This window comes from Luteibacter sp. KNZ12-1A, assembly GCF_056755675.1.
In genome coordinates this window covers 51,970-72,807 of record NZ_JBPGXU010000010.1, presented here as the reverse complement: position 1 = coordinate 72,807, position 20,838 = coordinate 51,970, and the positions used below count along the sequence as shown (strand labels likewise).

The following is a 20,838-nucleotide window of genomic DNA, read 5'->3' as shown; positions in this document are numbered from 1 at the left end:
CCTCGCACCCTCCCTGCCCGAGCCGGGTCCGGCACCGCAGCAGCGCACCGCCGTGTCGCTCGCCGGCAAGGCCGTCCGCACCGCGCCCCCCGGCAAGGAAGCGATCGGCCAGCCGGAGCAGCTGAAGGGCGTCCGCCGCAACATGGCGCGCGTGATGGCCGAGGCACACGCCAACGTCGTCCCGACCACCATCGTCGACGATGCCGACCTCCACGCCTGGATCGGCAAGCAGGACATCACGGCGCGCCTCATCCGCGCCATCGTGGTGGCGTGCAAGACCGTGCCCGCGCTCAATGCCTGGTTCGACGGCAAGAACCTCAGCCGCACCCTGCATCCGCACGTGGACATCGGCATCGCCGTGGACACCGAGGACGGCCTGTTCGTGCCCGCGCTGCGCAACGCCGACGTGCTCGACGGGGCCGGCATCCGTGCCGCGATCAAGCGCCTGCGCAGCTCGGTGGAAGACCGCAGCATCCCGGCCTCGGAGCTTTCCGGCTATACGATCAGCCTGTCGAACTTCGGCATGTTCGCCGGCCGCTACGCCACCCCGGTGGTCGTGCCGCCGACGGTGGCGATCGTCGGTGCGGGCAAGCTCAGCCATGACGTGGTCGCCGTGATGGGCGGCATCGAGGTACATCGCCGCATGCCGCTGTCGCTCACCTTCGATCACCGCGCCGCCACGGGCGGGGAAGCCGCACGCTTCCTGAAAGCCATGATCGACGACCTGGGGCTGCCCAACTAACCTGGTTCGTTTCGGTGGGAATAGCTTGGTGGGAGCGGACCCTGTCCGCGATTCGGGTGTACCGCTCCGCAGGAATCGCGGACAGGGTCCGCTCCCACCAGGTCCGCTTCCAGTAGGCGCTCCCCACTTCATGCCTTCTGTGGGAGCCGCTTCAGCGGCGATGGCCGCTACCGCGATGGTACCCTTGGCACCATGCTCAACAACGACACCCTCCGTAGCATCCGCTACATGCTCGACCTCGGCGACGTCCACGTCGTCGAGATCATGAAGCTCAGCGGCTTCCCCGCCACCCGCGAGCAAGTCGAACCCTGGCTGCGCAAGGAAGACGAGCCCGGCTTTGCGGAAATGCCCGACGCCGCGCTGGCGCACTTCCTCGACGGCCTCATCATCCATCGCCGCGGTCGTGACGAAAGCCAGCCGCCGCGACCGGTCGAAACCCGCGTCAACAACAACGTGGTGCTGAAGAAGCTGCGCGTCGCCTTCGAACTCAAGGAAGACGACATCCTGGCCACCATGACCGATGCCGGATTCCGCGTATCGCGGGGCGAGATCAACGCCCTCTTCCGCCAGCCGAAACATGCGAACTTCCGCCTTTGCGGCGACCAGTTCCTGCGTAACTTCCTCAAAGGCCTGACGGCGCGCCTGCGCGGTCCGTAAGCATCGCCTCGACATCGGGCTCACGCCATATCCGTGCCCGCATGATAGCGTCTGGCTCCCATCCCGCGGAGGCACGACCATGCATCACAGCAGGCTTTGCACCCTGGTCCTCGACTGCCAGGACGGCGACCTTGCCGCCGCCTCCGAATTCTGGAGCCGCGCCCTCGGCAAGCCGATCGAGACCACCGACGAAGACGGCGACGGCAAATACGCCGCGCTCAAGACGGAAAAGGACGAACTGCGCATCCTGTTGCAACGCGTGGACCATCACAGCCACGTGCACCTGGATATCGAAACGGACGACCTCGAAGCCGAAGCCCGGCGGCTGGAAGCCCTCGGCGCGAAACGTATCGGCTTCGTGAAGCGCTGGTGGGTGATGGAAGCCCCGACAGGACACCGCTTCTGCATCGTCTCAAGACAAGGCGACGAGTTCGGCACGCGCCTGAACAAATGGGACTGACCCACCGGCCCGGTGCCTCCGGCGGTGGGTGGAAGCCGACCCTGTCGGCGATCCCTACGAAGCGCGCCTCTTCCAGACCACCTGGCGAATAACCAGCGCGACCACCAACACGGCCACGAACGCGCCATACCCATACAGCGCCGGCACCACCTGCTGCCAGATCGCCCCGCTCTTGGGCCCGAACTGGTCTGCCGCGGGCAACTCGACGGCGTCGAAAGCCGACACGGCGGCCTGGATCGCCGCGACGGTCGCGGCCAGCAGCGCCAGCACGTCGAAACCGCGCCGCGTCATGTTCGTCAGCAGCGACTTCGGATAGGCCCAATACGCCCAGCCCAGCACGACCAGCCACGGCGCGAGAAGCATGATCGCGAGGTAGCGCATGCGGTCAGGTGCCCTGCCGGGCGGCGTTCGCCTTGGCTGCCGCCTCTTCGGCGGTCGCGGCGGCCAACGCGTCCAATGCCGTGCGTAGACGCAGCACGCCCGCGGCGCGTGCCACTTCGTCGGGGTAAGACGCACCATTGGCCACGACCTTGCCGTCCACCAGCAAGGCAACGTGATCGCCCTGCGACTCGATGACGGCGTGGGCGCCACCCATCGTGGAAAGAGTCTGGCGCAGCATTCCCGCTGCCTTCGGATCGGAGAACGGTGCCGACAGCAGCAGCTCTTCACCGTCCGCGGCGAACAGACGGAAGCGGAAGCTGCCATCGGTATCGCGGAAACTGGCGAAACGAGGCGGTTTCGCTTTCTGTTCGACCGGCGCGCTTGCCGGCTCGTCGGGGGACTTCAGCTTGTGCCGCGCGCTGCGCAGGCCCACCGCATCGCGCAGCGTCTCCAGCAGCGGTGCGGCGATCGCACGCGCCTTCGCCGCGCCGGCAAGAAGGATGTCTTCCATGTCGTCCGGACGCGCCATCAGCGCGTCGTAGCGCTCACGCATCGGTGCCACCTCGGCCTCGATCCGCTCGAACAGCACCTGCTTCGCCTCCCCCCAACCGATGCCGTTGTGCAGCGCATCGGCGAACGCCGTGGTTTCCGCGGGCGACGCGAAAGCCTGGAAGATGGTGAAAAGGGCGGAGTCGTCGGTGTCCTTGGGTTCGCCCGGCGCGCGCGAATCGGTGACGATCTTCATGATCGCCTCGCGCAGGCCCTTGGGGCCGCCTTCGAACAATGGAATCGTGTTGTCGTAGCTCTTGGACATCTTGCGGCCGTCGAGCCCGGGCAGCGTCGCCACCTGTTCCTCGATCAAGGCCTCGGGCATCACGAAGAACTCGCGTCCGTAGGTATGGTTGAAACGCTGGGCGATGTCGCGGGCCATCTCGATATGCTGGATCTGGTCGCGGCCCACCGGCACCTTGTTCGCGTTGAAGGCGAGGATGTCGGCGGCCATCAGCACCGGGTACATGTAGAGGCCCGCGGTGACGCCGGCATCCGCGTCTTCCTGGGCTTCGATGTTGCGATCCACGGCCGCCTTGTAGGCATGCGCGCGATTGAGCAGGCCCTTGGATGTCACACAGGTGAGCAGCCACATGAGTTCGGGCACTTCGGGGATGTCCGACTGCCGGTAGAACGTGGCGACGTTCGGGTCCAGGCCGGCGGCCAGGAAGGTCGCGGTGATCTTCAGCCGCGAGGCCTCGACGCGATCCGGGTCGTCGCTCTTGATCAGGGCATGGTAGTCGGCCATGAAGTAGAACGCGTCGACCTCGGGATCGCGACTGGCCAGGACGGCCGGCCGGATGGCGCCGACGTAGTTGCCGAGGTGCGGCGTGCCGGTGGTGGTGATGCCGGTGAGGACGCGGGTATGCATGGGGGGACCTGGGAGCCTGGGCGGACGGTAACCGTTCGAGTGTAGCCCGCGTGACGGTTCCGGGGCGACCCGGCTGTGCGGCAGGTTGCCGCGCTACGCGCGGATCGCCGACAGGGTCGGCTCCCACCAGTCCCGCCCTGCCTGGAGGCTGGCCAAGCCTGGTGGGAGCCGACCTTGTCGGCGATACGAGCCGCCTCAGGCCACCAAGCCCCTCGATCCACCAGTCCTGGCCCCTCACCGCATCAACGTCGACTTCCCGAACAACGACTCCACCAGGTCCACCGCCAGCTTCGCCGTCTGGTTGCGCTTGTCGAACGCCGGGTTCAACTCCACGATATCCAGCGACCCGACCCGGCCGGTGTCCGCGATCATCTCCATGCACAGCTGGGCCTCGCGATAGTTCGGTCCGCCGCGCACCGTCGTGCCCACACCCGGCGCGATCGACGGGTCCAGGAAGTCCACGTCGAAGCTGATGTGCAGGTGCGTGTCCTCGTCCACTCCCGCCAGGGCCTCCTCCATGGCCGCCTTGATGCCGATCTCGTCGATGTAGCGCATGTCGTAGATGTCGATCCCGACCTCGTGGACAAAGCGCTTCTCACCCTCGTCCACGGAGCGGATACCGATCTGGCGGAACACGCCGGGCGTGGTCGCCGGCACCGTGCCGCCGATATGCGTGAGTGCATCGGGGCCGTAACCGCACAGGCACGCCACCGGCATGCCGTGGATGTTTCCGGATGGCGTGATCTGGCTGGTGTTGAAATCGGCATGAGCATCGAGCCATAACACCCGGAGCTTCTTGCCGTTCTCACGGCAATGCCGCGACACGGCGGAGATCGAGCCGATCGCAAGGCAGTGGTCGCCGCCGAGCATCACCGGCAGGTGGCCGGCATTCAATTCGGTGTAGATGGCCTCGTGCACCGCGGTATTCCAGGCGACCACGGCCTCGAGGTGGCGATAGCCGTCGGTGGGCGGTAGCCAGGGATTGAGCGGCCCGGAAAGATTGCCGCGATCCACGACGTGCATGCCGCGCTTCGCGAGCCGCTCGCCCAGGCGGGCGACACGCAGGGCTTCCGGCCCCATGGAACTGCCACGGTGACCGGCACCGATGTCGGTGGGGACGCCGATCAAGGCGACCGAACGGGTGGTTGGACTCATGACGAGGGACTCAGGGTGAGGGATGTTCTTGGACGAGCGGCCGCCCTTCGGCACGCCAGGCATCGGCACTGCCTTCGAGCAGTCGCACGTGGGTGTATCCCAGCGCAGGCGTGCGCACATCGAGAAGCAGCGGTGTCTCGTGCGCCGCCATCCGTGTGGCGAGCGCATCCCGGGACAGGTCTTGCGCCCAGGCGGCGGCGGGAAGCAGGAAAACGGCAAGCAACGACACGCGGAAGCTGGTCATCCCGGAAGTTTACACCGGACCTTGCAACAGCCACGTTGCAGCGCGTCAGGATGAAAAAAAAGGCACCATAGGCGCACACCTCTAGCGAAGCGCCGCGATGATTCGACTGGACGATGTGCAGATCTTCGTGCATACCGCCGATGCCGGCAGCTTTTCGGCAGCCGCCCGCCTGCTCGACAGCACGCCGGCCATGGCCAGCAACGCCGTCCAGCGACTGGAGCGGGAGCTCGGCACGCGATTGTTCGTGCGCTCGACGCGCAGCATGCGGCTCTCGGACGATGGCGAGCGCTACCTGCCCCACGCCAGGGCGATGCTCCAGTCCCTTGCCGGTGGCACCCAGGCGCTGGCCGAGGCCCGCGGTGAAATCGCGGGGCCGCTTCGCCTCTCCGTGCCGTCCGACCTGGGCCGCAACGTGTTGTTGCCGTGGCTCGACGCCTTCCAGGCCAATCATCCCGGTGTTTCACTGCAACTGCGGATCAGCGACCGCGCCGCCGACCTGCACCGCCATCCCATCGACGCGGCCATTCGCTATGGCACGCTCGACGATTCCGGACTGGTCGCGCAGTCGTTGGCGCCCGACAACCGCCGCGTCCTTTGCGCCTCGCCGGATTACATCGCGCGCCATGGCGCACCCAGGCAGCCCGACGACCTGCGCGAGCACAACTGCCTCTGCTTCGTCTGGGGGGAACAGGTACACGACCGCTGGATCTTCGACCTGCCGCGCGGGCCGCACGCGGTAAAGGTCGCCGGAAACCGCATCAGCGACGATGCGGAGGTCACCCGCCGATGGGGCCTGGCCGGTCATGGCATCGTCTACAAATCGCACATCGATGTCGTCGCCGATCTCGCCGCGGGACGGCTCGTCGACCTGATGCCGGGTATCGGTGAACGTGCGCCGCTGAACCTGGTCAGTGCGCATCGCTCGCAGCTCACGCCAGCCGTGCAGCGGCTCAGGGACTTCCTGCGTGTGCGGCTGGGCGAGTTGCTCGGCTAGTCCTGGACCTTACGCGCCACGCGCGATCCCACGTGCAAGCTCCCATCGCCGTCGACCGTCACGGCATAGCCCGTCTCGGGTGCGACGAATGCCGAGGCGGAGGTCGGCACCAAGTCGGCCCGTCCGATATCCGGCAGATCCAGGAACCACCGTGTACCCTCGCGAATCAGCGACAGGTCGAGATGTCCCCGCGAGTCGGCATCCTCGAACCGGTAGTGCCCGATGTACCGGGCCATCGCCTTTTCATCGAGCGTGACCCGTGTCGCGACCCGAGGTGCGAAGTCGGGCCAGCCATAGGCGGCAGCGACGGCCTTGGTGACCTCACCGCCCAGGTAGGACCCGTTATCGCCATCGGTCAGGACGACCACGCCGTTTCCACTGGTCAGGAACATGACGTAGCTGCTCTTGAAGCCGAGATTGCCCCCGGAGTGCATGAAGCGGCGGTGTTCGCCGTCTCCGCTGATGAATACTCCCAGCCCGTACTTGTTCATGCCCGGCGCGAGCATGGTTCTGGCCGCGTCGCTGGGCATGAAGGAACGCCGCCCCTCCTCGGCATCGCGTACCCCGATCAACCAGCGCGCGAGATCGTCTGGCGTGGTCCATAGCCCCGCGGCGGCGAGTTCGGGGTAGGTATTCGCACCGCCGGGAACCCGCTTGCCGTCCGCGGCATGACCTGAGGCATGAGGTATCGATGCCGGCAACGGTTGAGCGAAGGTGCTGTCGCGCATGCCGGCCGGCTTGAGCACATCACGTTGCATCAGGTCGGCGAACGAAGCGCCCGCGCAATGGCTCATGGCAATCTGGGCCACCGTGTATCCGCCGCCCGAATAGGCATACGCGCTCCCGGGCGTCGTGTCGATCACGACGGCAGGCGAATTCGCCGGTGTTTCGCCACGTACGACCTGCTCCGGCGTCGGCACCGGCTCGCCGGGCGCATAACCGTCGAAACCGTTCACCGTCGCACCCGACGTGTGGTGAAGAAGGTTGCGCAGCGTCACGGGATGCCCTGTGTCCTGCTTGCCGGGTGGCAGGGCCAGCGGAGCCAGGCAGGCGTCCACAGGGGCGTCCAGGTCGATCGTTCCGCGCGCGGCCAGGATGGCGGCGAGACTCCCGGTCACGCCTTTGCTCAGCGAGGCCGCCTGGAAGCGCTCGTTCGTCGCCGGAAGACGAACGCTCCCATCGACCCCATAGGTGGCGGACCAGACAACGCGCCCACCTTCGATGACAGCGACCGCCATGGTCGGGACGCGATAGCGCCGCATCCGTTCGTAGACGTTCCACTGCATGGCCGGCTCACCGGCCACTTCCACGCGGGGCCGGAGGCCATGTTCCACGGCCTGCCGGCGGGAGTCGTCACGCGCGCCGGGCGTCGCGCAACCGATGAGCGTACCAAGCAGCGCGACGCCTGCCGTCGCCCTGAGCCTGGTCGATGCAAATCCCACGTTTCCTTCCCCTTCGACATGCGGAGCGTGCGAACTGGGTAGATGCCCACGAGGATGGGAAGGTTTAGCCCGGCGCAAACGGCAGATGTTGCCTCAGCGATGTCCGTATTGTCCGCGTTCTCGTGTCCGCGGACGCTCCGAAGAGACAACGCGAGGCGGCCAGCCGCCACCACGCGGCGCCTTCGGGCCTTGGCACACCCATTGCTGTCCTCCACGCATCGCAAGGACCTGCCGCGTGATCGCTCCCTCGGACCTCAGACAAGGGATCCACCCCTTCACCCGCCTGCCCTGGCGGGTGCAGATGTTCGTCGTGTTCTACCTTCGGGCCAACGGTTACGCCTGCACGGAAGAAGAACGCGAACTGGCCGCCGCCCTGCTCGAACAACGCATCGCACATGGCCCGATCGACCACCGCGCGCTGTCGGTCGTGCTCGACCGGCAGTTTCCGCGCGAGCGCGAGGGCGGTGCCTGATCCCGTCAATGCGTCTCGTCCCGCAAAGGAAGCAGTACCTCGGTAAGCCACTCTGCTTCGGGCGTCGCATCCGGATCGTTGAGGAAATGATGAACGAGTGGCGCGTCCGCGGGCTCGTAACTCGAACCGGTCAACCAGTGCCCCATCAGCCAGGCTTCGGCAGCCGGCAATCCATCGTAGGAGCCTTGGTGAGTCAGGCTAGCGTACCTCCCGCCTCGGAGCGTCGAATTCAAGAAGGGTTGCGGGGCATCCGCGTGCAGCGCGAGGCAGGCGTCGTAGCGCGCTTCGCCTTCGGTGACGCTGGCGGCATCGTCGACTGCTACGCCATAGATGCCTTGCAGGTTTTCCAGCAGGCCCTCGCCCTCCGCCCATGCCCACAGCTGTCCGTATGCTTCGTTCATGGCGACATAGTCGGCGCCGACCCGCCGCAGGACGACGATTTCAACGGGTTCACGCAAGACGATCCGGACGTCCGAATCGGGCAGCGAGCGCGCACTGACCGGCTCGCCGCGTGCGAAGTTCGAAGGCGTTGTCCCCGTCAACCGACGGAACGCCCGTGCGAACGCCTGCGGTGTCGCGAAACCTGTTTCCATCGCAACGCTGGTCACCGATCCGCCAGCGGCGCGAAGCTTCTGTTGCGAGGCCTCTATGCGAAGCCTCGCAATGGTCGCTCCGACGGCCTCGCCCGTCAGTCCACGCCAGATGCGATGGAAATGGAACGGCGACACATGGGCGGCGGCGGCCAGTTCCTCCAGCGAAGGAGGTATATCCAGCCGCCCGGTCAACAGCGCCGCCGCGGCAGCCATTCTCTCGAACCAACGTTCTTGCGCCAGGTCAGTCATGAAAAGCTCCCATGGGTATCGTGGAGCCATCGTACGTAGCGTGCCGCGGCAACGCGTTCCCGATCTTGCGCTTTCGGTGCCGGGGTCCCTACGACCGCACGCGCTCTCTCAAGCGGAATGCCGCGCGGCCACGTTCGCCGGGGACATGTCCTCGACTGGCAGGCGCCTGAAGGTCAGGATGTGCATGGTCTGGTTCCTGCAACTGACCTCGCGGCCCCACCACAACGTCCGTTCGAAGCAGAACACCGCCACGACGGTCAGCCACGGCGCGATCGCCCAGCCCGTCGAGAAAGCGATCGCCGCGATGATCGTCATGCCGACGAAGGCCGTATATGCCACCTGGTGCAGGAAGACATCTCTTTCCTGCTCCCTTCTCAAGTGATCGTAGATCTCGCTCGCAGAGCCATAGAAGGTGGTGAGGTCTGTATGTGCAAGGCTCTTCATGTCCTGTTCCCCCGGTATGACTGGCTCGGTCGAGCGTCCCCGGGGACGGACTTTGAGGGGGAATAGTCACCCATGCAACTACCCCTCTGGCACGGTGCGACGCAGCGATAGCCCGGCGGATGGAATGCAGGACCGTGCGCTGCAACGATCGCGGTGAACGCGGTCATTCATAGCGTGCAGAAATAACCGGGCAACCGCCAGGACCTGCCCGCCTCTGGATAAATTTTTCTGGTGCCGACACCCGGATTCGAACTGGGGACCTACCGCTTACAAGGCGGTTGCTCTACCAACTGAGCTATGCCGGCGAAGTCGCAGAGTTTATCAGAAGCACCCGGTGGTTCTAGCCGTGATGCCGGGGGTGCGGATGCTCCGACGGATGTCGGTACCGGCCTCGTCGGGGACGACCACGTCGAGCCACCAGACGGGCGTGACCTCGGTGCGCTCGCTCATGCGCGCCGGAAAGCCGGCGGCGATGACCTCGTCGCGGCGCTTGCGAGCGTTGGCGGGGTCGTGGAACAGACCGAGCGCGACCGAGTTCTGCAGGTCGCCCTGGGCGGTGACCACGAAATAATCCTTGATGCCCTTCGCATCCAGGCGGCGGGCCTGGGCGAGCGCCTGCTCGCGCGTGGCCAAGGCGGGCAGGAAGACCCGCCAGCCGTGCGACTCGCTGGTCTGCTCCTGGCGCTGGCGGCTACGCACGGTGCGTGGGGCGATGGCGGTGCGCGCCGCGCGCAGGTCGACCTGGTTGGCGAATGGCCCCAGGGCCAGGCAACGGTAGCTGCGGCGGGGGCTGGTCGGCGCGGTCTCGGCGGGTGCGAGAAGCGTTTCCCCTGCCACCGCCTTCGTTGCGGGTTTCGCAAGCGGTGCGGCCGGAGCCGTGGTGGATGCCGTCTTCGGCAAGGCGGCGACGGATGCGGGCGCCGCCGCGGATGCGGATGTCACCGGCGGCGTCGCGCTCCCCGGCGGAGCCGGCAATTCGGCGAGGAGCTTCAGCTTCGGCACGCCGCCGTCGGTCGGATCGACCGCGTGCGTCGCCGAATCGCCCAGCAGCAGCCACGCGGCCACCGCGATGTTGAGAGCGATCAGCAAGACGAACAGCAAACGCAGCAGCATGGTGGCCTTGGGCTTCCAGTGGGGGCCTGCGCGCGTTCCCCTGTAAGAACCGGCGGCGTCGGGATTCTAGGCGATATTGTCCGCGCGGGCATGCGTCTTCGCCCACACGGCGAGTCCGCGCAGCACCGCATCCGGTACCAGGACGACCTCGTGTTCCAGCAAGGGCGCCAGTACATCGGCATCGCCGCCGCCCAGCGTCACCGTCGGGTTTCCACCAAGACGCTGCGCCGATCGATCGACGAAGCGGTCGACGAGCGCCGCGCACGCCTGCCAGCAACCGGAAGCGAGGCCATCGGCGGTGTTGTCGGCGAGGTCGCGCACGGCACCGGCATGGCCCGGCCGCACCTGGACCGTGGCACCGAGCACCGACTGCTGCATCAACAGCGGACCCGGCGCGATCCATCCGCCCAGGTGCCGCCCTTCCCCGTCCAGCGCATCCAGCGTGAGCGCGGTGCCGACGCTGGCCAGCACGCAAGGCGCACGGCCTGCCGCGAGGGCGTCCACCATCGCCAGGAAGCGGTCGACACCGAGCCGATGCGGTTCGGCGTAGGCGTTCGTGACACCGCAAGCCTCGGCGAGCGTACGCACCCACACGGGCGTGCGACCGAAGGCCTTGTCGGCCGCCACGGCCACCGCCGTCTCGCGCGCGGAATCGACCACGGATGCGCCGACGATGCGTTCGGGCATAGGCCATGACGCCCAGAGCGTGGCCAGTTCATGCGCGATATCTGCATCCCAGCCGAACGCACCCCGGTGCGTGAATTCGCTGCCGTCCAGCAAGGCGAACTTCAGGCGGGTATTGCCCAGGTCCAGCAGCAGGATCATGTGGCGCTCCGGCGCACCGAGACTTCGGCACTATCCACGGTGACGAGCTCCCCATCGGGGCGGCGTACGCGCAAGGCACCGCGTTCGTCGACGCCCTCGCCTACGGCGACGTATTCGCCGCGCGGATCGATGATGCGCAAGGATTCCCCACGCAAAAGGTCGTTCGCCGCGTACTCGTCGGCAAATGCCGCGAAGCCGTGGCGCTCGAACGTACGCAGTCCCTCGGTGAGTTCCGCCACGACCGCGCTCGCGAAGCGGTTGCGGCCCGGCGGGTCGCCGCCTGTCACCGAAGCGAGATCGGTAATCGGCTGGCCGGCGCGTTCGTGCAGGTCGTCCGGCAAACGGATGTTGACGCCCACGCCGATCACCGCCGCGCACGGACCGGAGTATTCGCCGGACAGTTCCACGAGGATGCCCGCCAGCTTGGCATTGCCCGCGAGCACGTCGTTGGGCCATTTCAGCCCGGGTGTACGGATGCCGACCTCGCCCAGCGCACGGATCAGCATCACGCCGACGGCGAGCGACAAACCCGACAACGAGGCGAAGCCGGCGTCGAACCGCTTGAGCACCGACAGGTACAGGTTCATGCCCGGCGGCGACAGCCAGGGCCGCCCGCGGCGGCCGCGCCCCGCCGACTGGCTCTCGGATATCACGAAGGCCAGGTCGTCGAGCACGGGAATGCGCCGGGCCAACTCGCTGGATGTGGAATCGATCTCCCAGTGCACCTCGAGCATGCCGACCCCCGCCGAGATCGCGGGCGGCAACGCCGCCCGGATACGCTGGCCGTCCAGCAGTTCGGTCGGCCATGGCAACCGGTAACCACCGCCGACCTTGGCCTCCACGGGCACGCCCTTGAGGCGCAAGGCCTCGATCTGTTTCCAGACGGCGGCACGCGTCACCCCGGCCTTCTTGGCCAGGACGGCGCCGGACACGGCGTCGCCGCCGGCAAGGGCTTCGAGGAGATCGCGTGCGAGCATGGTTGCCGTCGGGCCGTCAGGAGGCCGCTGTCGAGGGTGGGGAAAGCCGGGACATCGGACGATTCTAGGGCAGTGGCGCCCTTTTCGCCCGCCCGGGACCGGGAGCGGCACCCGGCGACCTCCAGCACTGGCACCCTCGTGAATTTTCTGCGAGGATCGGTTGTCCCCCTTTTCGTCCCGAGGGGCCTCAGGGTTTACCGATGAACGCCAGACCGTACATCTTCGGATGTCTGTGCCTCGTCGGTGCCGCCGGCACCGCCGCCGCTTCCGACATCGACCCGACCAGTGGTCTGCTTTCCATGGGCAGCACCTCCTCGTCGTCGTTCGAAGGCAGCGCGCGATCGCCGCAGGGTGGCGGCCGCGATGGCGGTGGTGGCGATATCGATTCGTCGCGTCCGGTGACCGCGCCACGGCGCAGCGCCAACCCGACGCCGATGCCCCCTCCGGTCGACGCCGGCGACGGCGTGCACGACGATGGCCTGCCCATGCGCTCTTCCTCGCCGAGCTGGCAGTCGCTGCTCCCCGGGTCGATGTTCTGATTCGTTCCGGCCGATCACCTTGGGCTTCTTCCAGTCGTTGATCGCGCGCTTCCGCGCGCCCGTCCCACCGATCGACGACGCGGCATGGCGGCAGGCCATCCAGCGCGTGCCGCTCGCGAACGCCCTCGATGCTCCGCGCGCGCATTACCTGCGCCAGCTGGCGGCGATCTTCCTGCACGACAAGCGCTTCCACGCCATGGGCGATGCGCCCCTGGACGATTTCTGGCGACTGGTGATCGCCATGCAGGCCAGCCTGCCCGCGCTCCCGCACGGCCCGAAGGCCTTCAAGGGCTGGACCAACATCCTGGTCTATCCCGGCGAGTTCAATGTACGACGCAGCCATCGTGACGCCCCTACCGGCGTGGTGACCGACAGCGACGACACCTTGATCGGCGAAGCATGGGAACGGGGACCCATGATCCTGTCGCTCGCCGACGTGGCGCTCGACCTGGAAGCGCCATGGGACGGTTTCAACGTGGTGATCCACGAGATGGCGCATAAGCTCGACATGCTCGCGGGCCCGGCCAACGGCGTGCCGCCGTTACCGTCGTCGATGAACCGGCGGCAGTGGATCCAGACGATGCAGCGAGGCTACGACCGCCTGTCCAAGGCGGTGGAACGAGGCAGAAGGACGGCGATCGATCCCTACGCCGCCGAGGCGCCGGAAGAATACTTCGCCGTGACCAGCGAACTGCATTTCTCGCAACCGGCCCTGCTCCGCGAAGCCGAGCCCGACGTCGCACGCCTGCTCGACGCCTTCTACGGCCCCTCGCCAACCACCTGACCAACACCCCATCCTCCTGATGGGAAACACCCCTCGCCCTGATAGGAAGCCGCTTCAGCGGCGATACCCCGCCCCTCGAACCATCAAGGCGGCGGAAGCTTCACGCTAAACCGGGCCCCGCCAAGTTCCTCGGAGCGATCGACATGCAGTTCGCCCTGATAGGCCTTCACGATGTCCTGCACGATGGACAGGCCGATGCCGTGGCCCTGCACGCGTTCGTCACCGCGCACGCCACGCTGGAGGATCTTCTCGATCTTCTCGTCGGGAATACCCGGACCGTCGTCTTCGACGACCAGTTCGAGGCCACTGCGGCCACGCACCTTGCCGACGGACCGCGCCGTGAGCAGCACGCGATGCGATGCCCATTTGAAGGCGTTCTCGACAAGGTTGCCCATGAGTTCGAGCAGGTCGCCCTGCTCGCCGGGAAAGGTCACGCCCTCTTCGAGTTCGAACTCGCAAAGCACATTCTTCGCCGCATAGACCTTTTCGAGACTCTGCACGAGATCTTCGGCATGCCCGGCGATCGGCTCCACCGAGGCGATGGTGCGCCGGCCCGACGTGGCCGCGCGGGAAAGCTGGTACGCGACGATCTCATCCATCTTTCGCACCTGGTCGAGGATGTCGCCGCGCAGGTTGTCGGCGTCGCCGCCGCTCTCCAGTTGCGAGCGCACCACCGCCAGCGGGGTCTTCAAGCTATGCGCGAGATCGGCCAGGGTGTCGCGGTAACGCGACCGTTGCTCGCGCTCACTGTCGATGAAGGCGTTGAGGCGCCGGGTGAGCACCGTGAGTTCCACGGGATACGGTCCATCGAGGTGATCCCGCGTGCCGCGTTCGATGTGGGCGAGATCGCTGGATACCCGGCGCAATGGCAACAGGCTCCAGCGCAACAGGAAAAGCTGCAGCAGCATGAGCATCATGCCGAGCATTGCGAGCCATAGGAACTGCGTGCGCCGGTACGTCGCCACCTGGCGTTCGAACTGGTCTTCCGTCTGCGCCACGGCGAAGGTCAATGGCACGCTGCGCTTGTCCGTGCTGTCCAGCGAGACGCCGTAGCTGAAGACATAGAGCTTGCCACTGCGTGTCTCCACCGGCTCGAAGGCGGTTTCGCCGGGCGAGAGCATGCGCACGAAATCGAAATCGCGCCCCAGCGCGGACGACGACTCCCATCGGAAACCGTCGTTGCCGACGATGATCGCGTAAAGCCCCGAACCGGGCCGGGAGAAGTCCGGATTGGGCTGGCTGTCTGGCGTGGTGACCTTGCCGGCCCGTGTGATATCCGTGCCGGTGATATACGCGATGGCGTAGTTGTGCAGCCGGTCGTGCATGGCCGACAGCTCGGACGCGTAGTTGGCCTTGTTCTGCGCGAGGCCGGTCAGGCCGAGGAAGGCGGCCAGCGCGAAACCGGTCGCCAGCGCCGCTCGCGCGGCCAGCGAGAGGGGCCGGCGTTTGATCGGGGAAGCGTTGTCCATGCTTCGAGCTTACCTGCGGGTGGCGCGGCACCTTGCCCTCGCCACCCGCGGGCGATCAGTCTTCGTCCGCTTCGTTGCGCGGGATGGCGAACCGGTAGCCACGGCCACGAACGGTCTCGATGGGCTTGAGCGCGCTTTCCGGATCGAGCTTGCGGCGCAGGCGGCCGATGAAGACTTCCAGCACGTTGGAATCGCGGTCGAAGTCCTGCTGGTAGATGTGCTCGGTGAGGTCGGCCTTGGAGACCAGCTCGCCCGCATGCATCATCAGGTATTCCAGCACCTTGTATTCGTAGCTGGTGAGGTCGACCTGGCGCCCTTCGACGGTGACCGTCTGCGCCGTGGTGTCGAGCTTGATCGGGCCGCAGGCCAGCACCGGCTTGGACCAGCCGCTGGCACGGCGCACCAGCGCGTTGATGCGTGCCAGCAATTCCTCGACATGGAAGGGCTTCACCAGGTAATCGTCGGCGCCGTACTTCAGGCCCTCGACCTTGTCCTGCCAGCTGCCGCGGGCGGTAAGGATGAGGATCGGGTAGCGCTGGCCGTGCTCTCGCAGGGCCTTCACCAGGTCCATGCCCGACAACTTGGGCAGGCCCAGGTCGATGATGGCGAGATCGAACGGCACTTCGCGACCGAGGTACAGGCCCTCTTCGCCGTCCTGCGCCGCATCGACGGCGAAACCGTCGCGCTTGAGGCGTGCGGCGAGCGTCTCGCGCAGCGGGGCCTCGTCCTCTACCAGCAGGATTCGCATCAATGTTTCTCCTTGTTATCCCCGGCGTTGACGTCCAGGGGCTTGGCGGTTTCGGTACGGACGGGCACCACCTTGACGTGTCCGTCGAGGGTGAGCACCTTGACCCGGTATTCGGTGATTCTGCCGCGCTCCACCAGCCGCGTATCCGCCGACAGCACCTTTCCCCCGGTATCCTTCTGCACCTTGCTTACCGCCTGTTCCAGCGTCAACGACTGGTCGGTCTGGGCGACGGCGGGCAAGGCAAGGCTGAGCGCGGCGAAAAGTAGCGGACGAAACGTGATTTTCATGTCTGACGGAAAGCGACCGGGGTCTGGCTAGTCGACCGATCATGCCCAGCCCCGCCCAGCCCGAAGCTGAACGAAACCCGGGCACCCTGGTCCGGGGGCGCCATGGCCCCTTCGATCGGCTAGGGGACGCGCTCGAACATCGTCTGCGTCTTTCCCTTGTAGTCGGCCTGGTCGAACGCCCGGTAGCCGAGGCGTTCGCCCAGCCGTACGGACGCCAGGTTCGCCGGATCGATGAGGCAGACCGTCCGGCCCACCCCGCGCCGCTCGAAGAACCAGTCGTGGACGGCCCGCAGCGCTTCGGCGCCATAACCCTTGCCATGTGCCGGGCGCGCCAGCGCCCAGGCGCCCTCCGGGAACGGATCGAAGCGGTCGCCCAGGCCGCGGCGGAAATGCGCCAGGCCCATCTCGCCGACGAAGCGGCCACCGTCTTTCTCGCGCAAGGTAAAGAGGCCGTAGCCGAAGGACGTCCAATGCCCCACGTTACGGAGCAGCCGGATCCAGGTGTCTTCCCCCGGCGCGATGCCGCCGATGAAGTGCATCACCTCCGGGTCCGTCCTCATCGCATGGCAGTCGTCGAAATCGGAGACGGCGCTCGGGGTAAGGATCAGACGCTCGGTGACGATCATGCGGTGCGGGCCTCGTGAGGGGTATGGGGAATCATGCGGCCTGCCGAAACGCGGCGAGCGCCGTTTCGATCAGGCGCCAGTCGGCCCCGGGCAGATGGGCGCCTTCGGACAGCTGGCGGCGGAAGCCGCGCGCACCGGGCTCGCCCTGGTACAGCCCGAGGATGTGCCGGGTGATGTGCTTTAACGGCGTGCCACGAGCCAGTTCGGCATCGATGTAGATACGCATCCGTTCGAGGATGTCGGACCGTTCGGGCAATGGCGTGCCGTAGAGATCGGCCTCCAGCTTCGCCAGGACGAAGGGGTCGTGATAGGCCGCCCGGCCGAGCATCACGCCATCGACGTGAGCCAGGTGCTCGCGCACGGCTTCCACCGTGGTGATGCCGCCGTTGATGACGATCGTCAGTTCCGGGAATTCCCGCTTCAACCGGTACACCCGCCCGTAGTCCAGCGGCGGGATCTCCCGGTTTTCCTTGGGGCTGAGGCCATCGAGCCAGGCCTTGCGGGCATGGACCACGAGAATCCTCACGCCCGCCTCGACCATCGTCGTGGTGAAGCGCTGCAGGTCGGCATATTCGTCCTGGTCGTCCACGCCGATGCGGCATTTCACCGTCACCGGCACGTCGACCACGTCGGCCACGTCGGCCATCGCCCGGACGCATTCGCCGACGAGTTCCGGCTCGCGCATCAGGCAGGCGCCGAACTTGCCGGATTGCACCCGATCCGACGGGCACCCCACGTTGAGATTGATCTCGTCGTAGCCCGCCTGCGCTCCCATCACGGCGGCCTTGGCCAGTTCCACGGGATCGCTGCCGCCCAGCTGCAGAGCCACCGGATGCTCTTCATGGCTGTGCTCCAGCAGACGCAACTGGTTGCCGCGCACCAGCGCGGCGCTGGTGACCATCTCCGTGTAAAGGCGGGCGTGCGGGGAGAGCAGACGGTGGAAGTACCGGCAATGGCGGTCCGTCCAGTCCATCATGGGGGCGACGGTCAGGCGGAAGGCTGAGGGGGCGGTGGGTTGCATAGGGCGTATTCTAACTGCCCTATGCACGTGCTGTTTTAACCGTGACACCTTAGGGATGCCCGGTATCAGTGACCATGCATATCCGCCGGCGTCCCATCGGACCACGTTCCCACCCCGACCAGAAATACCAGGATGGGCGGCAACCCCTTCGTCTGGTCCTGCGGGTTCGGAGACATGAACCAGTAAGGGCTGGACATGACCGGCGAGCCCTCCGCACCGGAACCCCAATCCTTGCCGTCCTTGACCAGGGTGTCGAACATGAGGTGCGGCATGTTGTGCCCGCCTTCGTCGGTCAGGTACGACGATTTCGACATCATGAAATCCATCGCGCCGCTTTCGAGTTCCGGCAGTTGCTTCTTTTCGTACGCGGCCTTGACCGCCGACAGCATCTCCGCCTTCGACCGGCCGGCCATCGCCAGCCTTGCGCGCAGATGGAAGATGGGCACGATCGCCCGTGCGGCCTGCGGATTCAAGCAATCGGCAGCCCTTATCTTCGGGTTCCAGAATTCCGGCCAGTCGAACGGTCCCGTCCAACTCCTGCCCACCACGCAGACAAAGCCATTCTTGCCTTCGGTCGCTGTTTCGTAACCCTTCCGTCCCAGAACCAGGACCGTCGCATCACGGGAAATGGATGCGGGAGCCGCGCTTCGCGCCAGGGCGATTTCGTCGTCCCGGTTCGCCATGAGGTATTGATCGACCGGTGCCATCGTTGGATAAGGCGCCGTACCTTCGGCCTTCTGCGTGCCCTGCGCCATGGCTTGCTGCGATATACCGAACGCCGCAAGCAACGCGAAACTCATGATGCCGATCGTCCGCTTAGCCTTGTGCATGGAATTCCTCCTGATGACGGGCGGTTTCAGCCGGCCCGTGAGAGGCGCCGATGGGCTGCCTTCACCTATCGTCGAACGGCCGCAGCGGATTTCGACAGGCCGTCGGAAAAAATTCGCCGGGCCCTATTTTTCCCGCTTCGCCGCCTTCCCACCGGACGCATTGAGCGTAATAGCGGCGCGAACGAGCGCCTTGAACGCATCCGCGTCGACCTCCTCGCCCTCGCCGATGTCGATGGCACGCCTCACGTTCCCGTCCAGGCTTGAATTGAACAGCTTCGAGGGATCTTTCAACGAGGCGCCCTTGGCGAAGGTCAGTTTCACTTTCGCCTTATAGGTTTCGCCGGTGCAGATGATGCCGTCGTGCTCCCATACCGGCGTTCCCATCCACTTCCAGGTCTCGACGACCTCCGGGTCGGCCTCATGGATCAGCTGGCGCATCCTCGCCAATGTCTCGCCGCGCCAGTCTCCGAGGCTCGCGATCCGCTCGTCGATCAACCTGGACGCCGACTCGTTTCCCGACAGATCTTTAGCCTTCATACGCCACGCCTCCCCATCAATGCCCCCCGTCGAAGTCTATCGTTCTACGGGGCTGAACTGCTGGATCACCCAGTCGATGAACACGCGCACGCGCGGGCTCAACTGGCGGGCCCTCGGATACAGGATGGACACCGGTCCCGGCGGCAGCGCATACGGTGCGAGCACCCGCTGCAAACGCCCTTCGGCAAGGTCGCGTTCGATGTGGAACAACGGCATTTGCGCAAGACCGAAGCCGAGCCGCACCGCTTCCAGGAAGCTCTCCGTTCCCGTGACCGATAACGGTACCGCCATGTCCACCTTGGTGACCTGGCCGGCCTCGATGAACTCGAACGGCCTCAATGCCCCCGTGGTGATGGAGCGGAGGCACACGGCCCGGTGATTCGCCAGGTCGTCGAGACGCGCTGGGGCACCGTACTTCTCCAGATAGCTGGTTGCGGCACAGGTGATCCGTTCGAGCGACGTGACGGGCCTCGCGATCAGGTCACTATCCGGCAGGGCTCCATAGCGCAGCACGCAATCGCAGCCCTCGCGGATGACGTCGACCCAGCGGTCGCTCTCGCTCATGGCGATCTCGATCTGCGGGTACGCGGCGAAGAAACGCGGAAGGCTCGGCATCAGGAAGTGGCGGGCCAGGGTCCCCTGCACCTCGATCCTCAACATGCCCTTGGGTACCGCCCCGCTGAAGGCGCCTTCCGCATCTTCGATATCGTCGAGGATGGCCAGGCAACGGCGGTAGTAGGCCTCGCCGTCGAGGGTGGGACGAACGGTTCGCGTCGTCCTCTGCAGCAGTTTCACCCCTAGCCGGTCTTCCAACTGCCTGATGACCTGGGTGGCCGTCGAGCGGGGGATCTCCAGGTCGTTGGCGGCCTGGGTGAAGCTCCGGCGATCGACGACGCGGGTGAACAGCCGCATGGCTTCGAGTCGATCCATCCATCGCCTCTATTGTTCGCAATTACGGAATTGTGTTGCCAAAACTAGCTAGATTATTCGGCGAACTCAAGCGCCGATAGTTCGTCCCACGCCGCCCACCACGGGTGGCCCTTCTGGAGACGAAATCATGAACGAGACGAACAAGGTGGCCATCGTGACGGGTGCTTCGCGCGGCATCGGTGCCGCCATCGCCAAGCGGCTTGCGGCCGACGGTTTTACCGTCGTCGTCAACTACGCCGGCAGCGCGGCGGAGGCCGAGGGCCTGGTCGCCACCATCGAGGCTTCCGGCGGCCGCGCCATTCCCGCGCAGGCCGATGTCAGCGACGGCGCCGCCGTGGCACGCATGTTCGACGCCGCGCAGGCGGCCTTCGGTGGCGTGGACGTCATCGTCAACAACGCCGGCATCATGAAGCTTTCGAGCATCGCCGATACCGAAGACGCGCTGTTCGACAGCCATGTCGCCATCAACCTCAAGGGCAGCTTCAACATGCTCCGCGAAGCGGCGAAGCGACTGCGCGAAGGCGGCCGCATCATCAACCTGTCGTCCAGCGTCGTCGGCCTCTACCAACCCAACTACGCCGTATACGCGGCCACCAAGGCTGGCGTGGAAGCCATGACCCACGTCCTCTCCAAGGAATTGCGCGGCCGCGACATCACGGTGAATGCCGTGGCTCCCGGCCCCACGGCCACCGCGCTCTTCCTCGATGGCAAGCCTCAGGCCGTCATCGACCAGTTGGCGAAGCTCTCGCCGCTGGAACGCCTCGGCCAGCCGGAAGACATCGCCAGCACGGTGGCGTTCCTCGCCGGCCCGGACGGTGCATGGATCAACGGCCAGGTACTGCGCGCCAATGGCGGCGTCATCTGATCCCCTTCGAACGACATCCCACCCAGGACATCCT

26 protein-coding genes and 1 tRNA gene are annotated in these 20,838 nt (G+C 66.2%); 8 read left to right on the top strand and 19 right to left on the bottom strand.

All coding sequences use genetic code 11. The annotated features are described in order from the left end of the window. The 3 genes from ACR9ZJ_RS04390 to ACR9ZJ_RS04380 form a co-directional block, all read left to right on the top strand. Positions 1-742: dihydrolipoamide acetyltransferase family protein (locus ACR9ZJ_RS04390; RefSeq protein ID WP_481286991.1), on the top strand; the 742-nt coding region annotated here is incomplete at its 5' end. Between the two features lie 192 nt (positions 743-934). Continuing rightward, on the top strand, positions 935-1,399 hold the full coding sequence (locus ACR9ZJ_RS04385; RefSeq protein ID WP_481281398.1) for a YehS family protein: 465 nt from the start codon (positions 935-937) through the stop codon (positions 1,397-1,399). Between the two features lie 79 nt (positions 1,400-1,478). After that, on the top strand, positions 1,479-1,859 hold the full coding sequence (locus ACR9ZJ_RS04380; RefSeq protein ID WP_481286990.1) for a VOC family protein: 381 nt from the start codon (positions 1,479-1,481) through the stop codon (positions 1,857-1,859). A gap of 54 nt (positions 1,860-1,913) precedes the next feature. Here the strand turns inward: ACR9ZJ_RS04380 and ACR9ZJ_RS04375 are convergent, their stop codons facing one another. From ACR9ZJ_RS04375 to ACR9ZJ_RS04360, 4 genes are all read right to left on the bottom strand, one after another. Beyond that, positions 1,914-2,240 carry a hypothetical protein gene (locus ACR9ZJ_RS04375; RefSeq protein WP_481281400.1) on the bottom strand — a complete coding sequence of 109 codons (327 nt, stop codon included), beginning with the start codon at positions 2,238-2,240 and terminating at the stop codon, positions 1,914-1,916. A 4-nt stretch (positions 2,241-2,244) separates the two neighbouring features. Continuing rightward, entirely contained in the window at positions 2,245-3,660 is a 1,416-nt protein-coding gene (locus tag ACR9ZJ_RS04370) for a tryptophan--tRNA ligase (protein WP_481286989.1), read from the bottom strand. A 234-nt stretch (positions 3,661-3,894) separates the two neighbouring features. Further along, positions 3,895-4,815, bottom strand: coding sequence for an arginase (gene rocF / locus ACR9ZJ_RS04365; RefSeq protein ID WP_481281402.1), 921 nt, complete (start codon positions 4,813-4,815; stop codon positions 3,895-3,897). Positions 4,816-4,825: 10 nt separating this feature from the next. Next, a complete protein-coding gene (locus tag ACR9ZJ_RS04360) occupies positions 4,826-5,059 on the bottom strand; it encodes a hypothetical protein (protein WP_481286988.1) in 234 nt (77 codons plus the stop codon). Between the two features lie 97 nt (positions 5,060-5,156). Here ACR9ZJ_RS04360 and ACR9ZJ_RS04355 point away from each other — a divergent pair, with 97 nt between their 5' ends. After that, the gene (locus tag ACR9ZJ_RS04355) at positions 5,157-6,053 is read left to right on the top strand and encodes a LysR family transcriptional regulator (protein WP_481281404.1); all 897 of its coding nucleotides are present in this window, start codon (positions 5,157-5,159) and stop codon (positions 6,051-6,053) included. Here the strand turns inward: ACR9ZJ_RS04355 and ACR9ZJ_RS04350 are convergent. After that, a complete protein-coding gene (locus ACR9ZJ_RS04350; protein WP_481286987.1) occupies positions 6,050-7,495 on the bottom strand; it encodes a serine hydrolase domain-containing protein in 1,446 nt (481 codons plus the stop codon). The two genes, ACR9ZJ_RS04355 and ACR9ZJ_RS04350, sit on opposite strands and share 4 nt — an antisense overlap. A gap of 235 nt (positions 7,496-7,730) precedes the next feature. Here ACR9ZJ_RS04350 and ACR9ZJ_RS04345 point away from each other — a divergent pair, with 235 nt between their 5' ends. After that, the gene (locus tag ACR9ZJ_RS04345; protein WP_481281406.1) at positions 7,731-7,967 is read left to right on the top strand and encodes a hypothetical protein; all 237 of its coding nucleotides are present in this window, start codon (positions 7,731-7,733) and stop codon (positions 7,965-7,967) included. 5 nt (positions 7,968-7,972) lie between these two features. On the opposite strand, the gene ACR9ZJ_RS04340 is transcribed toward ACR9ZJ_RS04345, so the two are convergent. The 6 genes from ACR9ZJ_RS04340 to ACR9ZJ_RS04315 form a co-directional block, all read right to left on the bottom strand. Continuing rightward, positions 7,973-8,809 (bottom strand): AraC family transcriptional regulator, encoded by an 837-nt coding sequence (locus tag ACR9ZJ_RS04340; RefSeq protein WP_481286986.1) that lies wholly within the window; start codon positions 8,807-8,809, stop codon positions 7,973-7,975. 108 nt (positions 8,810-8,917) lie between these two features. Beyond that, positions 8,918-9,253 (bottom strand): hypothetical protein, encoded by a 336-nt coding sequence (locus ACR9ZJ_RS04335; protein ID WP_481286985.1) that lies wholly within the window; start codon positions 9,251-9,253, stop codon positions 8,918-8,920. A 229-nt stretch (positions 9,254-9,482) separates the two neighbouring features. Continuing rightward, positions 9,483-9,558 (bottom strand) — tRNA-Thr (locus ACR9ZJ_RS04330). A gap of 16 nt (positions 9,559-9,574) precedes the next feature. Next, the gene (locus tag ACR9ZJ_RS04325) at positions 9,575-10,366 is read right to left on the bottom strand and encodes an SPOR domain-containing protein (RefSeq protein WP_481286984.1); all 792 of its coding nucleotides are present in this window, start codon (positions 10,364-10,366) and stop codon (positions 9,575-9,577) included. Positions 10,367-10,432: 66 nt separating this feature from the next. After that, positions 10,433-11,191 carry a type III pantothenate kinase gene (locus tag ACR9ZJ_RS04320; RefSeq protein WP_481286983.1) on the bottom strand — a complete coding sequence of 253 codons (759 nt, stop codon included), beginning with the start codon at positions 11,189-11,191 and terminating at the stop codon, positions 10,433-10,435. Then, positions 11,188-12,168, bottom strand: a complete 981-nt coding sequence (locus tag ACR9ZJ_RS04315; RefSeq protein WP_481286982.1) for a biotin--[acetyl-CoA-carboxylase] ligase — start codon at positions 12,166-12,168, stop codon at positions 11,188-11,190. Before ACR9ZJ_RS04315 ends, ACR9ZJ_RS04320 begins: the two co-directional genes overlap by 4 nt. 200 nt (positions 12,169-12,368) lie before the next feature. On the opposite strand from ACR9ZJ_RS04315, the gene ACR9ZJ_RS04310 reads away from it, so the two are divergent. Next, positions 12,369-12,707 carry a hypothetical protein gene (locus ACR9ZJ_RS04310; RefSeq protein ID WP_481281413.1) on the top strand — a complete coding sequence of 113 codons (339 nt, stop codon included), beginning with the start codon at positions 12,369-12,371 and terminating at the stop codon, positions 12,705-12,707. Positions 12,708-12,726: 19 nt separating this feature from the next. Beyond that, on the top strand, positions 12,727-13,491 hold the full coding sequence (locus ACR9ZJ_RS04305) for a M90 family metallopeptidase (protein ID WP_481281414.1): 765 nt from the start codon (positions 12,727-12,729) through the stop codon (positions 13,489-13,491). Between the two features lie 83 nt (positions 13,492-13,574). On the opposite strand, the gene ACR9ZJ_RS04300 is transcribed toward ACR9ZJ_RS04305, so the two are convergent. The 8 genes from ACR9ZJ_RS04300 to ACR9ZJ_RS04265 form a co-directional block, all read right to left on the bottom strand. Then, on the bottom strand, positions 13,575-14,960 hold the full coding sequence (locus ACR9ZJ_RS04300; protein ID WP_481281415.1) for an ATP-binding protein: 1,386 nt from the start codon (positions 14,958-14,960) through the stop codon (positions 13,575-13,577). 55 nt (positions 14,961-15,015) lie between these two features. After that, positions 15,016-15,708, bottom strand: a complete 693-nt coding sequence (locus ACR9ZJ_RS04295; RefSeq protein WP_481281416.1) for a response regulator transcription factor — start codon at positions 15,706-15,708, stop codon at positions 15,016-15,018. Next, positions 15,708-15,995: a PepSY domain-containing protein gene (locus tag ACR9ZJ_RS04290; protein WP_481281417.1), complete on the bottom strand. Its 288-nt coding sequence runs from the start codon at positions 15,993-15,995 to the stop codon at positions 15,708-15,710. The genes ACR9ZJ_RS04295 and ACR9ZJ_RS04290 overlap by 1 nt, the downstream gene beginning before the upstream one ends. A 119-nt stretch (positions 15,996-16,114) precedes the next feature. Beyond that, entirely contained in the window at positions 16,115-16,621 is a 507-nt protein-coding gene (locus tag ACR9ZJ_RS04285) for a GNAT family N-acetyltransferase (RefSeq protein ID WP_481286981.1), read from the bottom strand. A 31-nt stretch (positions 16,622-16,652) separates the two neighbouring features. Further along, the gene (gene dusA, locus ACR9ZJ_RS04280) at positions 16,653-17,642 is read right to left on the bottom strand and encodes a tRNA dihydrouridine(20/20a) synthase DusA (protein ID WP_481286980.1); all 990 of its coding nucleotides are present in this window, start codon (positions 17,640-17,642) and stop codon (positions 16,653-16,655) included. 65 nt (positions 17,643-17,707) lie between these two features. Then, positions 17,708-18,397, bottom strand: a complete 690-nt coding sequence (locus ACR9ZJ_RS04275; RefSeq protein ID WP_481286979.1) for a hypothetical protein — start codon at positions 18,395-18,397, stop codon at positions 17,708-17,710. 198 nt (positions 18,398-18,595) lie between these two features. Continuing rightward, positions 18,596-19,009 (bottom strand): DUF1801 domain-containing protein, encoded by a 414-nt coding sequence (locus ACR9ZJ_RS04270; RefSeq protein WP_481286978.1) that lies wholly within the window; start codon positions 19,007-19,009, stop codon positions 18,596-18,598. 36 nt (positions 19,010-19,045) lie between these two features. Continuing rightward, complete coding sequence (locus tag ACR9ZJ_RS04265; protein WP_481286977.1) at positions 19,046-19,939, bottom strand: LysR family transcriptional regulator; 894 nt, start codon at positions 19,937-19,939, stop codon at positions 19,046-19,048. Positions 19,940-20,066: 127 nt separating this feature from the next. Between ACR9ZJ_RS04265 and ACR9ZJ_RS04260 the strand changes: the two genes are divergently transcribed. Beyond that, the gene (locus tag ACR9ZJ_RS04260) at positions 20,067-20,804 is read left to right on the top strand and encodes an SDR family oxidoreductase (RefSeq protein WP_481286976.1); all 738 of its coding nucleotides are present in this window, start codon (positions 20,067-20,069) and stop codon (positions 20,802-20,804) included. Positions 20,805-20,838 lie beyond the last annotated feature (34 nt).

Excerpts from the sequence above, each read along its gene's own strand:
- ACR9ZJ_RS04315 (WP_481286982.1), bottom strand. The coding sequence starts at position 12,168 with ATGCTCGCACGCGATCTCCTCGAAGCCCTTGCCGGCGGCGACGCCGTG.
- ACR9ZJ_RS04385 (WP_481281398.1), top strand. The coding sequence starts at position 935 with ATGCTCAACAACGACACCCTCCGTAGCATCCGCTACATGCTCGACCTC.
- ACR9ZJ_RS04290 (WP_481281417.1), bottom strand. The coding sequence starts at position 15,995 with ATGAAAATCACGTTTCGTCCGCTACTTTTCGCCGCGCTCAGCCTTGCC.
- ACR9ZJ_RS04320 (WP_481286983.1), bottom strand. The coding sequence starts at position 11,191 with ATGATCCTGCTGCTGGACCTGGGCAATACCCGCCTGAAGTTCGCCTTG.
- dusA (WP_481286980.1), bottom strand. The coding sequence starts at position 17,642 with ATGCAACCCACCGCCCCCTCAGCCTTCCGCCTGACCGTCGCCCCCATG.
- ACR9ZJ_RS04275 (WP_481286979.1), bottom strand. The coding sequence starts at position 18,397 with ATGGCGCAGGGCACGCAGAAGGCCGAAGGTACGGCGCCTTATCCAACG.
- ACR9ZJ_RS04325 (WP_481286984.1), bottom strand. The coding sequence starts at position 10,366 with ATGCTGCTGCGTTTGCTGTTCGTCTTGCTGATCGCTCTCAACATCGCG.
- ACR9ZJ_RS04355 (WP_481281404.1), top strand. The coding sequence starts at position 5,157 with ATGATTCGACTGGACGATGTGCAGATCTTCGTGCATACCGCCGATGCC.
- ACR9ZJ_RS04285 (WP_481286981.1), bottom strand. The coding sequence starts at position 16,621 with ATGATCGTCACCGAGCGTCTGATCCTTACCCCGAGCGCCGTCTCCGAT.
- rocF (WP_481281402.1), bottom strand. The coding sequence starts at position 4,815 with ATGAGTCCAACCACCCGTTCGGTCGCCTTGATCGGCGTCCCCACCGAC.
- ACR9ZJ_RS04310 (WP_481281413.1), top strand. The coding sequence starts at position 12,369 with ATGAACGCCAGACCGTACATCTTCGGATGTCTGTGCCTCGTCGGTGCC.
- ACR9ZJ_RS04380 (WP_481286990.1), top strand. The coding sequence starts at position 1,479 with ATGCATCACAGCAGGCTTTGCACCCTGGTCCTCGACTGCCAGGACGGC.
- ACR9ZJ_RS04375 (WP_481281400.1), bottom strand. The coding sequence starts at position 2,240 with ATGCGCTACCTCGCGATCATGCTTCTCGCGCCGTGGCTGGTCGTGCTG.
- ACR9ZJ_RS04360 (WP_481286988.1), bottom strand. The coding sequence starts at position 5,059 with ATGACCAGCTTCCGCGTGTCGTTGCTTGCCGTTTTCCTGCTTCCCGCC.
- ACR9ZJ_RS04335 (WP_481286985.1), bottom strand. The coding sequence starts at position 9,253 with ATGAAGAGCCTTGCACATACAGACCTCACCACCTTCTATGGCTCTGCG.
- ACR9ZJ_RS04270 (WP_481286978.1), bottom strand. The coding sequence starts at position 19,009 with ATGAAGGCTAAAGATCTGTCGGGAAACGAGTCGGCGTCCAGGTTGATC.
- ACR9ZJ_RS04340 (WP_481286986.1), bottom strand. The coding sequence starts at position 8,809 with ATGACTGACCTGGCGCAAGAACGTTGGTTCGAGAGAATGGCTGCCGCG.
- ACR9ZJ_RS04300 (WP_481281415.1), bottom strand. The coding sequence starts at position 14,960 with ATGGACAACGCTTCCCCGATCAAACGCCGGCCCCTCTCGCTGGCCGCG.
- ACR9ZJ_RS04260 (WP_481286976.1), top strand. The coding sequence starts at position 20,067 with ATGAACGAGACGAACAAGGTGGCCATCGTGACGGGTGCTTCGCGCGGC.
- ACR9ZJ_RS04295 (WP_481281416.1), bottom strand. The coding sequence starts at position 15,708 with ATGCGAATCCTGCTGGTAGAGGACGAGGCCCCGCTGCGCGAGACGCTC.
- ACR9ZJ_RS04265 (WP_481286977.1), bottom strand. The coding sequence starts at position 19,939 with ATGGATCGACTCGAAGCCATGCGGCTGTTCACCCGCGTCGTCGATCGC.
- ACR9ZJ_RS04370 (WP_481286989.1), bottom strand. The coding sequence starts at position 3,660 with ATGCATACCCGCGTCCTCACCGGCATCACCACCACCGGCACGCCGCAC.